Origin of the sequence: Paenibacillus sp. WLX1005 (assembly GCF_046603685.1) — a bacterium.
In the GTDB taxonomy this organism is placed as follows: Bacteria; Bacillota; Bacilli; order Paenibacillales; family Paenibacillaceae; genus Saccharibacillus.
The window spans coordinates 2,948,199-2,962,959 of the sequence record NZ_CP176756.1 but is presented as its reverse complement, the minus strand read 5'-3'; the positions used below and the strand labels follow the sequence as shown (position 1 = coordinate 2,962,959).

Annotated in this window: 11 protein-coding genes; 6 read left to right on the top strand and 5 right to left on the bottom strand. The window is 46.0% G+C overall.

Translation table 11 applies throughout. The annotated features are described in order from the left end of the window. The first annotated feature begins 64 nt into the window (after positions 1 to 64). Complete coding sequence (locus ACE3MZ_RS12600; RefSeq protein WP_411342515.1) at positions 65 to 562, top strand: GNAT family N-acetyltransferase; 498 nt, start codon at positions 65 to 67, stop codon at positions 560 to 562. 82 nt (positions 563 to 644) lie between these two features. Here the strand turns inward: ACE3MZ_RS12600 and ACE3MZ_RS12595 are convergent, their stop codons facing one another. Continuing rightward, the gene (locus ACE3MZ_RS12595; protein WP_411342514.1) at positions 645 to 1,538 is read right to left on the bottom strand and encodes a rhodanese-related sulfurtransferase; all 894 of its coding nucleotides are present in this window, start codon (positions 1,536 to 1,538) and stop codon (positions 645 to 647) included. A gap of 270 nt (positions 1,539 to 1,808) precedes the next feature. Here ACE3MZ_RS12595 and ACE3MZ_RS12590 point away from each other — a divergent pair, with 270 nt between their 5' ends. Then, the gene (locus ACE3MZ_RS12590; RefSeq protein WP_411342513.1) at positions 1,809 to 2,831 is read left to right on the top strand and encodes a UDP-N-acetylmuramate dehydrogenase; all 1,023 of its coding nucleotides are present in this window, start codon (positions 1,809 to 1,811) and stop codon (positions 2,829 to 2,831) included. Positions 2,832 to 3,176: 345 nt separating this feature from the next. On the opposite strand, the gene rsgA is transcribed toward ACE3MZ_RS12590, so the two are convergent. Beyond that, positions 3,177 to 4,250: a ribosome small subunit-dependent GTPase A gene (gene rsgA, locus ACE3MZ_RS12585; RefSeq protein WP_411346783.1), complete on the bottom strand. Its 1,074-nt coding sequence runs from the start codon at positions 4,248 to 4,250 to the stop codon at positions 3,177 to 3,179. 659 nt (positions 4,251 to 4,909) lie between these two features. Here rsgA and ACE3MZ_RS12580 point away from each other — a divergent pair. Then, positions 4,910 to 7,279 (top strand): helix-turn-helix domain-containing protein, encoded by a 2,370-nt coding sequence (locus ACE3MZ_RS12580; protein WP_411342512.1) that lies wholly within the window; start codon positions 4,910 to 4,912, stop codon positions 7,277 to 7,279. A 112-nt stretch (positions 7,280 to 7,391) separates the two neighbouring features. On the opposite strand, the gene ACE3MZ_RS12575 is transcribed toward ACE3MZ_RS12580, so the two are convergent. The 3 genes from ACE3MZ_RS12575 to ACE3MZ_RS12565 form a co-directional block, all read right to left on the bottom strand. Next, the gene (locus ACE3MZ_RS12575; RefSeq protein WP_411342511.1) at positions 7,392 to 9,050 is read right to left on the bottom strand and encodes an ABC transporter substrate-binding protein; all 1,659 of its coding nucleotides are present in this window, start codon (positions 9,048 to 9,050) and stop codon (positions 7,392 to 7,394) included. Positions 9,051 to 9,132: 82 nt separating this feature from the next. After that, complete coding sequence (locus ACE3MZ_RS12570) at positions 9,133 to 10,044, bottom strand: carbohydrate ABC transporter permease (protein ID WP_367058333.1); 912 nt, start codon at positions 10,042 to 10,044, stop codon at positions 9,133 to 9,135. A gap of 39 nt (positions 10,045 to 10,083) precedes the next feature. Further along, entirely contained in the window at positions 10,084 to 11,055 is a 972-nt protein-coding gene (locus ACE3MZ_RS12565; RefSeq protein WP_411342510.1) for an ABC transporter permease, read from the bottom strand. A gap of 650 nt (positions 11,056 to 11,705) precedes the next feature. On the opposite strand from ACE3MZ_RS12565, the gene ACE3MZ_RS12560 reads away from it, so the two are divergent. The 3 genes from ACE3MZ_RS12560 to ACE3MZ_RS12550 all read left to right on the top strand — a co-directional run bounded on the left by ACE3MZ_RS12560 (position 11,706) and on the right by ACE3MZ_RS12550 (position 14,760). Then, entirely contained in the window at positions 11,706 to 12,230 is a 525-nt protein-coding gene (locus ACE3MZ_RS12560) for a general stress protein (RefSeq protein ID WP_411342509.1), read from the top strand. A 152-nt stretch (positions 12,231 to 12,382) separates the two neighbouring features. Next, entirely contained in the window at positions 12,383 to 13,489 is a 1,107-nt protein-coding gene (locus ACE3MZ_RS12555; protein ID WP_411342508.1) for a general stress protein, read from the top strand. A 347-nt stretch (positions 13,490 to 13,836) separates the two neighbouring features. Continuing rightward, complete coding sequence (locus ACE3MZ_RS12550) at positions 13,837 to 14,760, top strand: PLP-dependent cysteine synthase family protein (protein WP_411342507.1); 924 nt, start codon at positions 13,837 to 13,839, stop codon at positions 14,758 to 14,760. Position 14,761: the final 1 nt, after the last annotated feature.

The following is a 14,761-nucleotide window of genomic DNA, read 5'->3' as shown; positions in this document are numbered from 1 at the left end:
ATGCCAAAATTTTCATGTGCTGGATGTGTACACACACCGACTGACATACAACGGAGGGGCGATCATGGCGCTATCGCTGGAACTGGTACCAAGAAGCAAGAAAAAAGTCATTCGCGAAATGATGCAATTCTATCTATACGATTTTACATATTATCTGAATATCGAATTGAACGACAAAGGACGCTTCCCTGAATACCCCGATCTTGACGAATTTTGGAGCCGCCCCGGACGCAAATTTCCATATCTCATCTACTCGGATTACCGTATTGCGGGCTTTGCACTTGTTGACCGACTTGGAACCGGAGAAGCTGCGGATTACTATATGACCGAATTCTTCGTACTGCACAAATATAGACGCGCTGGTGTCGGCAAATGGGCAGCCCATCAACTGTTCGACCGCTATTCCGGTCGCTGGAAAGTTACGCAGGTCAGCACCAACATTCCCGCTCAAACGTTCTGGCGCCGTATCATCGGCGAATATACGAGCGGCAATTACCGCGAACAACTTGAACTCGATCACGGCGGACCAAGCCAATATTTTGATTCCAGCCGCATGATGTGAATATACCCAAGCTATAATACCCATAAATTAAAAATAGTCGACGATCACTGCGAACACAGCAATCGTCGACTATTTTTTACATTCATTTTTGTGCCGTTACTAGCGCCTGTTCCCGACAAGCATCTGAACAATAATGCTCATGCTCATCTTCACAGCTATCACACACGATATGCTGCAAGTTGCACACCGGGCAGTTCACATAATGATCTGTCGTATCTTCACAGTGGAAGCATTTTCCAACGATTATATCCTCGTCAGTATGGTTAATTGTAACGGAGATGCGCTCATCGAATACATAGCATTTGCCGTCGAACAGTCGACCTTGGACTTCAGGGTCTTTGCTGTATGTGACGATACCGCCGTCTAGCTGAGCAACATCATTAAAGCCTTCTTTCAGCAGGAAGCCGGACAGTTTCTCACAGCGCACGCCACCTGTGCAATACGTCAGAATCTTTTTATCCTTGAACTCGCTTAAGTTCTCGCGGATCCATTCTGGGAACTCACGGGACGATTCGACACCTGGACGGATTGCACCACGGAAATGACCGATATCATATTCGTAGTCGTTGCGACCGTCGATGACGATGACATCATCGCGTTGCAGCTGCTCGTAAAATTCTTTGGGCGAGAGATGCGTGCCGGTCAGATCGTTCGGGTTTACATCCTCTTCCAGACGGAACGTGACGAGTTCTTGCTTATGACGAACGAAAATCTTTTTGAACGCATGAACGTCCGATTCGTCGATCTTGAACACCATATCGGCAAAACGTGCATCAGCACGCATATCGTTCATATACTGCTCTGTTTGCTCCCATGTGCCAGATAGTGTACCGTTAATACCTTCAGGCGCAATCAGGATGCGACCTTTAATGCCGAGGTCTTTGCAATATTGCAGATGCTCAGCGGTTAATGTTTCCGGATCATCAATGTTGACGAATTTATAGAACAACAAAATCCGGTATGGACTTGTAGACATAATTATCACCTTTTATTCAAAAATGGGTAGTGCAGACACGTGAATTTCATATAATCGCAATTTAAAATTTTACGCCTGTTCACAGGCATAGTCAATGAATATGTTGAAAAAGTCATGAAAATGAGAAAATTATTATTTTTTTATGCTTGGGTTTTCATGCAAGCTTATCTATAATAGGTAAGATGCCGCTCGTCGGCAATTGGAGTATACATCTACAACAATATGCAAAAGAGAGAAGCAAACATTTGGTGTATGAACTGAGGGGTTACGATGAATGTGAACACACTGCAATTTGATCAATTATGCCAGCTGAATGCCAGTCTGGCTCCTTATTCGACGTATGAAATTGGCGGCACCGCGAGGCATCTGGGACAGCCTGCAACGACTGCTGAACTAGCGACACTACTGGAAGGCAGTCAGCAAAAAGGGCTGGGCGTGAAATGGTTCGGTATGGGTTCCAATGTACTGTTCCCGGATCAGCCGCAGGACGATATGCTATTCCTGTCGCTCAAGCGCCATGTAGAATTGGAATTTTCCACAAACCGGCTGTTTGTGTCGGCAGGAGTACCGATGACATGGCTTGCGCTGATCGGTGTTATGACCGGTATACAGGGGATGGACTTCACGTATTTGCTGCCCGGTACAATGGGAGCAGGCATTTATATGAATGCCAAATATTTTAAACACGATATTAGCGGTTTGCTGGAGCGTGTGTATTACATTGATGTGATGCACCCGGAAAAGGGGATGCAGCAGATTGGCGTAGAGCAATGTCAGTATGCGTACAAGCAATCCATTTTTCAGCAAAATCCGTGGATTATCGTTGGTGCAGATTTGCATATCGGGGAGTACACGCTACCGGAACAAGAGCAATGGGATGAGATTATGCGCGAGATGAGAGAGTCGAGTATCGCGTCGTCGATCTTGCCAGAGTATTTTGCTTATTACAAAAACTGGATTCCTCGTCTGGAAGCAGCGGGTTATCGTGTTCCACAGGCATTTCACGATGTGATCGACGATCGGGGCGGCAAGCATCATTTTGACCATGCGTGTTGTGGATCGGTATTCAAAAATAACTACGATTTCGGTCAGCCGACTGGCAAGCTGGTAGATGAGCTGGGATTGCGTGGTACCCAGCATGGACAGGCACGCATCTCACCGCATCATGGCAATTTTATTCAAAATACCGGGGGTGCAACTGCCAGTGATGTGCTGTATCTGATCAATCTCGTACAGGAAAAAGTAGATGCACGCTTCGGTTTTGTACCGGAGCCGGAAGTTGTAATTTTATAATTTTCAGAGCATACTGGTTAGAAATGAATAGTATCTTACGCATAAAAAAGCTTCCCTTCTTCAAGCGGTTCTGAAAACCGTGTAGAGAAAGGGAAGCTTTTTTGCATATGCTAAATAAATGGAAGGGATATGCTCATTCATCCACATAAATGTATGAATATATTTATGTGGATTTACTTAACCATATGGTATAAGCATGGGAGTGACTGTTGTGTAGACATGCGAGTAACATGGACATAGCAACACTAAAGATATAATAGCAAAGTGATTAGCGCAGTGACCATTATAGCGGTACTACATAATAATGAGACGAAACAGAATGAAATATTCAAATAGACGTCCCAATTAAGCTTTTTTACTGTTTTTTGGGCTGTTTTTATTGCCTTTAATAGCTTTGCTAATTGCTTTCCATTTTTGCTTGTCCTGGCGCATTTGTTGGCTGTTTTGTTTGCGCTCGTTGAAGGCGATCTCGCGTTTGAGCTTTTGCCAATTGATGTAGTGCTTGGATGAGAGTGTACCATCGGTTAGCGCTTGTTGTACCGCGCAGCCGGGTTCATTTTCATGTGAGCAATCGGCGAAACGACATTGCTCACCCAATGATTCAATATCGCTAAATGTTTCTACTAACCCTTCTAATGCCTGACCAACACCAAGCCCTCGCATACCCGGTGTATCAATGACGATCACGCCATTGGATAGCAGATGCAGTTCACGGTGAGTAGTCGTATGACGACCACGCGCATCGTCTTCGCGAATGCCACCTGTTTTCATTTTCTCCTCACCCGCCAGTGCGTTAACGAGTGACGACTTGCCAACACCAGATGAGCCAAGCAGCACAATCGTCTGACCGGGAGACAGCATCGCGCGAAGTGCCGGTAGTCCGCTGCCGCTCAGACTATCTACGGCAAAGACAGGCACGCCTACCGCTGCGGCTTCCAGTTCATCCAGATAAGTGGACAGATGATGTGCCAGGTCTACTTTGGTCAAAACGATAACTGGACGAGCGCCACTGTTCCAGGCAATGGTCAGATAGCGTTCCAACCGATTGATGTTGAAGTCGTCATTGGCTGAACTAACAAGAAAGCAATAATCAAAATTCGCCGCGACGACTTGCTGCTGTGCATCCGGGTCTGGATCATCTCGCAGAAATAATGTCTGGCGCTGTAAGACGGCATGAATCAGCGAAGTATCACCTGGATGACTCTCCAGTGCAACAAAATCACCAATCGCCGGACGTTCGGCGCGCAGAGCATCACGGAAGACAGAAGTCTTCGGACGTGCAAGCTGTTCGCCATCCGCAGACATGACGCGCAGTACGTGCTTGAAGACAGCAGTCACACGCGCTGGAATAAGCGGCGTACTCTGCTCCAGCTGATTAAATTGATCTGCAAAATAATCATTGTATCCATAGTCAGACATACTTACAACATGGTTCGTATTCGTATTCGTATTCGTATTCGTATTCGTATTCGTGCTTGTGTTGATATTATTATTCAATTCGGTTAGCTCCTTTGGATGAAGGGAGCTTATGATACGTTATCCGGTCATGGCTCCCGATTCAGAAATGGTCAAGGGCGTCGGACAGCTGTGAAAAAAAGTAAAGGTTCTCATGATCATCATCCTTTCTGTCGGGATTTCGTGTTCATCATACCAGAATAGGCTAAGAAAGTCATTCCTTTCCTGATAAACTCCTACTTGCCCATGCAATTCATCACATTGAATTTTACGCACTTCTGCATCTATGCCGGATTTTCCAACAATCTATGTAAATGTTGCGTTAGACAAAGGTGATCAAAAAGTACTAAATTTGGTGTTTAAACAAAGTTAAGCCTTTTCAGATAGCGAAAATAAGTTACAATTGGGTTAATCATGTTTTCGTTTTGTAAAATGAATCATTGTAATGTTATGAATGTTTTCACGATTTGATAGTCATTTGCGAATGAAGAAGATGATTTACAGAAACATTACGCTTTGTTCCACATTTCCGATCAACAACAATCATGACGTTGTTGCGTATTCCATAATTCATTTGCGCCATTATTCAATACTATGAATGAAGGCGCGTGAGGAGGAGACGGATGAGGTTGATACGTTCAGGCTTAGGTTCCCGTTTGCAGCGGAGTTATATGGTGTCGTATTTGCTGATTTTTCTAGTTCCATTGATTGTGATTACGATCTTCATCTACCAAAGTGCGGTCAACAGTCTGCGTACTGAGATTGAGCAGTCCAATGTCAATCAACTCAATCAGGTGCGAATGACGATTGACGGGCGTATGACAGAGCTACGCGATATTGCGATTCGTATGAGTTATGACAATAGTCTGACCCGTTATATGGTCAAGCATCCGTATTATAGCAGCGAAGCGATTCGTCGCTTGGATCAATATCGTGCGAATAGTGCAATTGTGGATGATCTACTACTTTATTTTCACAATGATTCGGTCATTTACTCTTCAGATGGATTAAGCGGATTAAATGTCGTATTTGGGAAAACGTACAAGTTCACTGGCTGGGATCAGCAGGCGATCCGGCGTGATCTGAACGAAATCAAGTATCCGATGACTCGCCCTGCGGAAGAGGTGAGTGTCAATTCGCGGCAATCGTCCATGCTGGTACATATGGTGCCGATCAAACCGACCGATGCGTATCCATATGCAACGGTCGTGTATTTGATCAATGAATCGCGTCTGACCGGCATGATGGATTCGGTATTGAGCGACTTCAAAGGTAACAGTTATATTTTTGATAACAATGGTCATGTGCTGACGACGAACAATCATGATACACCGCCAACGCCGTTAGAGCTGGGTACGTTGTCAGGGCTAACATCCGGTATTCACAATATGGAATTGAACGGCAAGCAACAATCGGTGGTAGCGGTAGAATCGCAGGAAAATGGCTGGACGTATGTGACTACGATGCCGAGCGATCAATTTTTTAGCCGTATCTTCCATGTACAGACACTCATTGTGCTGATCTTCGCACTGGTGGCGCTTGCGGGTATTCCAGTGGCATTAATGCTAGCAAGGCGGCAATATGGTCCGCTGCGTGATCTGGTGGAGTTTGCACAGAGCCGTGGTGGTATAACGTCATCCAGTGGAAAAGCATCTGCACAGCCGCTTAACAACGAGTGGGCATGGATTCGTCAGACGCTGCTTGATTATCGCGATCGTGTTGGCTTGCAGGAGCCGTATGTACGGCATCAGTGTCTGTTGATGCTGATGAAGCATGGGCAGCCGGATGATGCAGAAACCGCGCGTCTGATCGATGATCTGGGATTACGTGGTGCTAGGAAACGATATTTTGTCATGATTGTATCGGGAGATACATTAATTGCCCGCCGTCCAGAATCATCGCTAGAGCAGAGTAATGTGGAGTTGCTGGATGAGACATTGAGTGCCTATCTGACACTGCCGGATATTTTGAGTGAGGTGCAGTTGGAGTCTTTATCTGCTCAGGTGTATGGGGTAGAATACTCGTCCAGCAATCGTCTGGCACTTGCCGTGTGCTGGCAGCCGCAGGAGGATGACAATATTGCAAATGGCATGACGGACATTGTGGAAGCCGTGCGCGATATTGTGTTCAATCATTATGGCATACGTCCGAATGTCGGTGTAGGGAATGGATATGAGCAGCTGGAGGCGATCAACCAGTCGTTTATCGAAGCTGCAACCGCGATGGAGTATCGGGTAAGTGGTGATGATGCGAGTGTCATTTATTTCAATCAATTGCATGACGATGATGCGCGACAGGGCAGTGGACAATACTGGATCAGCAATGAATCGCTATTAAAACTTTCTCAGAGCTTGAAGCAGGGCAATATTCAAGTTGCCAGTCATATGATTCATGTCATTACGACTGGTGTGCACAGTGAATCGCTGCCACTGCCACTGATGCGATGTATATTGTTCGATCTGTTGAATACGGTGCTGCGTGCTGCTACCGATGCGGGATTGCTGGGCAGTCTGCGCGATATGCCGCAGCTATCTGCATTCGAGACAGCGGAAGAGCTAGAGGGACGGTTACAGCAGCTGGCTGTACGAATCTGTGCATGTGCGGAGCACAAGCAGGAAACAGAGCAAGTATCGCTCATGGATCAGGTCGTTGCGCATGTACATCAGCAGTATTGCGATTATGCGCTCAGTCTGGAAGCGATATCGCAGCAGTTTTCCATTTCCAGTTCGTATTTGAGCCGGACATTCAAGGATAAGACCGGGCAGACCTTTTCCCAATATATCTGGCAGCTACGCCGGGATGAGGTTATTCGTCAGATTACGGAAACGGATGATCCACTCAAGGATATTATCGTGCGCGTAGGTTATTTGGATACGGCTAATTTTATCCGCAAGTTTAAAAAGGAAATGGGCTGTACTCCTGGGCAATACCGTAAATTGCATCATGGCAGTGAAGGAGAAGATCATTTGCAGGTACGGAATTCCATTTCATAAATGATTGCAATGAGAAAAAGGCAGCCCCTTCGCGGGACTGCCTTTTCTTGATGTGCATTTGAAGTTCTGGGTGACATTTTGCCGGGTTACCTGAGTTGTTGAAGCAGACAGCTTAGCTATTTTTCCAGCGATCATATGCAGTCTGATAAATCTCAATGATGCGGTCGCTGCCCATCTGTTTTACCGTAGCAAGATACGTATCCCAACCAGTAAGTGGCTCTTGACCCGTTACGAATTTGGCTTCCATCTGCTGGATGTACGTATCCATATCAGCACGCAAGCTGGAGATCTCTGCTTGCTCTTCTTGGGTCAGATACAGGATAGGGAATGGAGGCTGCGGATCGTAAGCGAGAATTTTCTCCTCATTTTGCTTGTCGACCCACATGTCGAAATCTTCTTTTAACCCTTTTTGCAGATCTTGACTGAGCAGCGTTGGTGCTGGTGTACCATAGTTAGGTGTCAATGTACCACGATAGTCTTCACGGCTGTTATACTGGCTCGGTAGTTCTGTCCATTTCTTCGTGTGATCTTCTTTGTTAACGGTTTCGTACATAAGACCTTCTGGTCCTTTGTCGAACAGCATCGCGCCGTCATAACTGTACATATAGTCTACCCAACGCAGAGAAGCTTCTGGAGCTGGATTGCTCTCGGTAATTGCAAATGCACCAGTGGACAGCCCTGGATGAACGGCTACAGCAGGTTTGTCAACGGCATCGCTCTTAACGGGAATAAACATAGGGTCTTTGGTCGTTGGTTTACCGCCATGAGTGAAGTAAGCGTGCCAATCTTGGAACAGTCCGAGTTGATTGTTAGCACCTTTGGCTTTTTTCTGATCTGGGGTTTGCGAGAATGTCTCATGATCCAGCAGATTCTCTTTCCACAAGCGGTTCATATACGTCAGGAATTCACGGTATCCATCTTCGGTACGGGCAAAATGGACTTTGCCGTTGGCGTCATTGTAGATGTCTTCCCCATAGATGCCCCATGCGCCCAGCAGCCACGAACGAATATCGTCCAGTTTGACGGAAGCGAGCGGGATTTCATCTTTTTTGCCATTGCCGTTCGGATCTTCGTCACGGAAACGTACGAGCAGGTCGTATAGCTCTTCCGTTGTCGTTGGCAGATCGGTATCTTTGACATTGAGTGCTTCTAGGAAGTCACCGTTGTACCACATTGGACTGCGGTACCAGATGCTTTGTTCGTTGATAACTGGCAGAGAGTAGATGTGTCCATCCGGTGTAGTGATCGATTTGCGAATTTCAGGATGTTCGTCCAGTACTTTTTTCAAATTAGGTGCGTAGCCGTTGTCGATCAGGTCTTCTAGTGGCAGGAGAATCCCTTGGCTACCGTAGTTCACTTCATCCGCCTGTGTCAGCGAGGAAGCGTAGAAGATGTCTGGATATTCGCCGCTGGCGAAGACGAGATTCTTTTTCGTTTCAAAGCTGTCCAGTGGTGGATTCTCGAATTGGAATGAGATATTGCTCAGCTTTTCCATTTCTTGAAAAGCAGGCATGTCCTTCCAGTTTTGCATACCGACATCGGGACCCATCATGCTGAGCGTAATCTTTTCCTTCACGATCGGGAAGCCTTCCTTGTTCACATTGGCAGCAGATTCGGCGCTACCGACTTGTGGCTCAGCCGAGCCGGAACAGCCTGCAAGAATAGAAGTACCGAGAATAAAAGACATGACCAGTGCTGCCGTTTTGGGCGCTTTGAACCGGGCAAACATCGATTTGGATGAACCGGATTGAACACGGGATGGGTGAGTCATAGTATTCCTCCTTCAGATTGGGTTGGAGCAGATAACGCTTGCGACATGCAATGTATGTTGTAAATGGATGACCTATGTGGTGTTATCCTTTGACCGAACCGATCATCACACCTTGTACAAAATAGCGTTGCAAGAAAGGATAGATCGCGATAATCGGTAAAGTAGATACGATAATGACTGCATATTTCAGCAGTGCGGCTGCATCCGCGCGCGCATTCATTGCCATCGCTGCTTCGCCGCTCGTTGCAGCACCGATTCCGCTACCCGTCATCTCCTGCAAGACGAGAATCTGACGCAGTACCATTTGCAGCGGGTATTTGGATTCATCATTTAAGTATACCAGTGCGTTAAAATAACTGTTCCAGTGACCAACGCCGTAGAACAGTGCCATTACAGCAATGATTGGCGCGGACAGCGGTACGACGATTTTCCAAAATAAGCGCAGATTCGTACAGCCGTCGATATGAGCAGCCTCCTGCAATTCTTTCGGAATCGTGGATTGGAAAAACGTACGGGCGACGATAATGTTCCATACGGAGGCGGCACCCGGCAAGATCAGTGCCCACATCGTGTTGACCATACCGAGATTCTTCACCAGCAGATAGGTTGGAATCAAGCCGCCACTGAAGAACATTGTGACCAGAAACATACCCATAAAAAATCCTCTACCTACAAAGTCAGACCGACTCAGCGCATACGCTGCGGGAATGGTTACGATCAGATTGACCAGTGTACCCACAACGGTGTACAGAATCGTATTGCCATATCCTTGCCAGATCGACTGATTCTCGAATACCCGTTGATACCCTTCAAATGTAATTCCTTTCGGGAACAGCCACATTTCACCGGAATTGACGTATGTCGGCGAGCTGATAGAGGCGCTGACAATATAGACGAGTGGATACAGTACACAGGTTAGCGCAATCGCCAGATAAATGTAATTGAAAATAAGAAAGACGCGGTCAGACGGGCTTTCCTTAATTGCAGATGCCATAATCAAATTCCTCCTTCAGTCGGGAATATCGCGGCTTGATTACCACAGGCTGTTCTCGCTCGTCTTACGGGCGACCTGATTGACAGCGATTAACAGTACCGCATTGACTACCGAGTTAAACAGTCCGACTGCGGTTGAGAAGCTATACTGTACATTCAGCAAACCGGTACGGTACACGAATGTATCGATGACATCAGATGAACTCATATTGAGTGGATTTTGCAGCAGCAATATTTTCTCAAAACCGACACCAAGAATACTGCCCACATTCAAAATAAGCAAAATCGTAATCGTCGGAATGATTGTCGGAATATTGATGCTCAAAATGCGACGCCAGCGGCTTGCTCCATCAACAATCGCGGCTTCATGCAGCTGCGGATCGACAGCGGACAGAGCAGCAAGATAAATGATCGTGCCCCAACCCGTACTTTGCCAGACGCCGGATAGAACGTACATCGTCTTGAACCATGCCGGATCAGTGAGAAAGGATGGTGAGGTGAAGCCGAGCCACTCGATCATTTTGACGATAATGCCTGTTGACGGCGAGAGGAAGGTAACGATAATCCCTGCCATAACGACGACCGAGATAAAATGGGGAGCATATGTAACCGTTTGTACAGTACGCTTGAACCAGCCATTTTTGATCTCGTTAAAAGCGAGTGCCAGCAGGATCGGTAATGGGAAACCGACGATGAGCTGGTAGAGAGAGATGGTTAGTGTATTTTTGATTAGATCCCAGAAGTAGTATGAATTGAAGAAGCGGATAAAATGGTCGAAGCCGACCCACGGACTTTCGGTAATGCCTCGTGCGGGCATAAAGTTTTTGAAGGCGATCTGGATGCCATACATCGGTCCGTAATGAAAGATCAGGAAGTACAGAAAGGCGGGAGCGATTAATAAGTACAACTCCCAATTGCGCGAAATTCGTTTCCATCTGCCTTGACGTTTATCCCGTACTGAGGATTGGGATAGCCGGTCGACTTGAACCGTATCGGACATATTCTTTTGCATCCTATTCCTCCTTTAGCAATGGGTGACGTTTGCTTGCGATATCTTGGGCTTATTGTTTAGCGACAAGCGGTATCGCGTTGAGGCTATTGTAAGGAAAGTTGCAATATAGCGTAAATATGTAGAATGTGCTGCCTTCCTTCCTCATGCGGTATAGATGTGTTCTTTTTATAAAGAATACAGAGCGGTACATCCATGAGTAATAAAGCAATAGGAACCTGTTTAAAGCCCGCTATGACAGGCAATATGTGAAATATGACGTCATGATTGGCTTATTGTGTCACCTCATAATAGAAGATCAAAGTGCGTAATATAATATTGAAAACGCTATCATAAATGACATTTTAAACATGATGTTAGTTGGTTGCGTTTACATATGTTAGGTTTGAGTTAGAAGGGAAAGGAAGAAGCTGCGATTGGAATGATTATGTCTTTCAGTTACTCTTACTTAATTCATATCGCTGCATCTTATCTAATAAAATAGCATGGTCGCCCTTCGTAATATCACAGAAAACATATCCTACATCTTATCCGTTCCAACTATTTGTAACTATGAATTATGCAATATACGTTTAACAGACCTATTCATACGTCTAAATAATACATAGAACCATACAACATGAGCTGAACTTTATGAAATGAGGGTGAAACGCATGAGCGATTATTATAACAAAGTAATGGAAAAGATTGTCGGTGTATTTATCAATGAACAGCATGCAGTACAAACGATTCGTGATCTGAAAGCAGCTGGCTTCGAGGAACGCGATATATCAGTACTAGCTAAAAATGCGGAAGACGCACGTTTGATCGAACAGGAGACAGGCGTTGATATTGAAGCGGAGCGAGAGACGAGTATGTCAGAAACGACCGTATTCGGTGGATTAGCAGGAATGTTGGCTGGTATCGGTACATTTGCCATTCCAGGCGTTGGTCCTATTCTAGCAGCCGGACCGATCATCGGCATGTTCACGGGTGCTCTGTTCGGTGCAGGAGCGGGTGGACTTATTGGCGCACTAATTGGCTATGGATTATCTGAAGAAGATGCACACCGCTATCATGATCAGTTGGGCGATGGAAACATTCTGATTCTGGTTGCAGAAGCAGCTGGACGGACGACAGAAGTGTACGAGATTTTCCGTCAAAATCATGCTGCCAATGTGCAGGATACGCAAGAATAGAAGCTTAGCAGCAGTACAATATTCCATTTGTTTGAAAACCATAATCAAGGTTAATAGTACACTGAGTGCGCAATCATTCGCACGGTTTACGGTTCATAATGATATCTAAAAACTGAAAGATAAATACGCGTGAATGCGAAGGAGGAAACATCATGTTGAACAACGAGCACAACCGTAATGACAATCTTCAGGACGAAACTCGTAAAATCGTAGGTGTATTTGTGAACGAGGAAGAAGCAAGTCAAGCCATTCGTGATTTGAAGGATGAAGGCTTCTCGTCGGACGATATTTCTATCGTCGGGAAAAATCGCCGTGATCTGCGCGAATTGAGCGAGGAAACAGGCACCAAAGCACCGGAAGGTCTGGCAACAGGTGCAGCAACCGGTGGTGTTATTGGTGGTGTCGCGGGATTGCTGGCAGGACTCGGCATCGCCGCGATTCCAATCTTTGGACCGATTATGGCAGCTGGACCGATTGCTGTAGCATTGACAGGGGCAGCAGCAGGTGCGGGCGCCGGCGGTCTGGTAGGCGGACTGATTGGTCTAGGTATTCCAGAAGAAGAAGCTAAGGAATATGAAACTAACATTAATGAAGGTAACATTCTGGTGATGGTCGATAGTGCAGCCGGTAACCGTGGTCGCATCTATGACGTCTTCCGCCGTAACAATGCTACCAACAGCCGCTATTTCGACACAACTGCAACAGCAGCGACTACTACTGTAACCGATGCTACAGGTACGCCACCGATTCAAGGTAGTGATGATCATGTGAACGGTGTGTTCACAACAGAAGAATCGGAGCAACGTTTGCATCGCAATGATCCTCCCATTCAGGATCGCAATCTGGCAGATCGCAACGAGTGGAATGAATCCGAGACAGATCGTAATATGCGTGAAACATTGCCACTTATGGATGGTCAGGAAGATCGCGATATGTTAAATGAACCGATTCGTCGTACCGAAACGAATGGTTTGGACGAAGCGAATCGCCGTCTGAATCAAGATGATCCAGGTACAAGTCAGGCAGCATTAGAAGCACAGCGTCTGAATCGTACTGGTCAACCGGTAGATCGCGACCTGAATATCAGTACACCTACTACCGGTGTTGGTACAAGTGGCGCGCTTGGTGCGAATATGGACAATACCGAAGCTGTTCGGGATACCGATTATGATCGCACGACAGAAGATGAATCGTTGCGCGACAAAACCAAAGATCTATTAGAACGCGGCAAAGATAAAATCGACCGTACGCGTAAATAACAGTTGGACTGTTAAAGAAGATTGGTTAAAGAAGAGGATGCGGAAAAGTGATGTTCTGTTCATTCTTCGTTATCCTTGATCTATGTTTACAATACGACAATATAGCAAGATGACCAGATAGTTGTTTGCAGCTGTCTGGTCATCTTTTTTTCATTGTAGTAAAAAGCAAATAACCTTTGACGGTTAGCACAAACGATTATATACTCAAATTATTGCTTATTCACAATTCCTATGAACTTAATAGGTTATGAATATAAACATACTATAGTCGATGCTATCAAATAGCACTGCATCAAGGTTTGTTATTTTATTGACCACTGGTCTAAAAGAAGAACAGGAGCATGATCATGACTTTATATAACAATACAATGGATTTGATTGGTAATACACCGCTGGTAGAGATTCACGCCTATGAGTTGCCGCGTGGCATCCGTTTATTTGCCAAGTTGGAATTTATGAATCCGGGTGGAAGTGTCAAAGACCGTGTCGGTCGCGCACTTGTGAAGGAAGCGCTTGCGACGGGTAAGTTGAAGCGTGGTGGTACGCTGGTCGAAGCAACCGCAGGTAATGCGGGCATTGGACTGGCGATGGCGGCGATTCACGAAGGCATTCGCGTTATTTTTGCTGTGCCGGAAAAGTTCAGTATCGAGAAGCAGATTCTGATGAAGGCACTCGGTGCAGAAATTGTGCATACTCAGACTGCACTCGGTATGCGTGGTGCGATTGAAAAGGCGCGTGAGTTGGAAGCAGAGATTCCAGACGCCTACTGCCCAGGTCAATTTTCCAATCCAGCAAATCCGAAAGCTTACTACGAAACGATGGGACCGGAAATCTGGAACGATCTGAATGGTAAAGTTGACGTATTCGTAGCGGGTGCCGGTTCCGGCGGAACGTTCATGGGTACATCGCGTTACTTGAAAGAACAGAATCCGCAATTGAAGACGGTAATTGTAGAACCGGAAGGTTCGATTCTGAACGGCGGTCCATCTGGTTCGCATAAAACGGAAGGGATCGGCATGGAGATGATTCCTGACTTTATCGATCAATCGTACTTTCATGCCATTCATACGATTACGGATGAAGATGCGTTCAATCGGGTAGCAGAATTAGCGCGATTGGAAGGGCTGTTAATCGGTAGTTCCGCAGGTTCCGCACTACATGCGGCATTGCTGGAAGCAGAACAAGCGCCGGATGGTGCGCATATCGTTACCATATTCCCGGATAGTAGTGAACGGTATCTGAGCAAGAAAATTTACGAAGGAGGCATTTAAT

Bases quoted from the DNA above. Each gene is read 5' to 3' on its own strand.
- ACE3MZ_RS12600 (WP_411342515.1), top strand. From the start codon at position 65: ATGGCGCTATCGCTGGAACTGGTACCAAGAAGCAAGAAAAAAGTCATT.
- ACE3MZ_RS12595 (WP_411342514.1), bottom strand. From the start codon at position 1,538: ATGTCTACAAGTCCATACCGGATTTTGTTGTTCTATAAATTCGTCAAC.
- ACE3MZ_RS12590 (WP_411342513.1), top strand. From the start codon at position 1,809: ATGAATGTGAACACACTGCAATTTGATCAATTATGCCAGCTGAATGCC.
- rsgA (WP_411346783.1), bottom strand. From the start codon at position 4,250: ATGTCTGACTATGGATACAATGATTATTTTGCAGATCAATTTAATCAG.
- ACE3MZ_RS12580 (WP_411342512.1), top strand. From the start codon at position 4,910: ATGAGGTTGATACGTTCAGGCTTAGGTTCCCGTTTGCAGCGGAGTTAT.
- ACE3MZ_RS12575 (WP_411342511.1), bottom strand. From the start codon at position 9,050: ATGACTCACCCATCCCGTGTTCAATCCGGTTCATCCAAATCGATGTTT.
- ACE3MZ_RS12570 (WP_367058333.1), bottom strand. From the start codon at position 10,044: ATGGCATCTGCAATTAAGGAAAGCCCGTCTGACCGCGTCTTTCTTATT.
- ACE3MZ_RS12565 (WP_411342510.1), bottom strand. From the start codon at position 11,055: ATGCAAAAGAATATGTCCGATACGGTTCAAGTCGACCGGCTATCCCAA.
- ACE3MZ_RS12560 (WP_411342509.1), top strand. From the start codon at position 11,706: ATGAGCGATTATTATAACAAAGTAATGGAAAAGATTGTCGGTGTATTT.
- ACE3MZ_RS12555 (WP_411342508.1), top strand. From the start codon at position 12,383: ATGTTGAACAACGAGCACAACCGTAATGACAATCTTCAGGACGAAACT.
- ACE3MZ_RS12550 (WP_411342507.1), top strand. From the start codon at position 13,837: ATGACTTTATATAACAATACAATGGATTTGATTGGTAATACACCGCTG.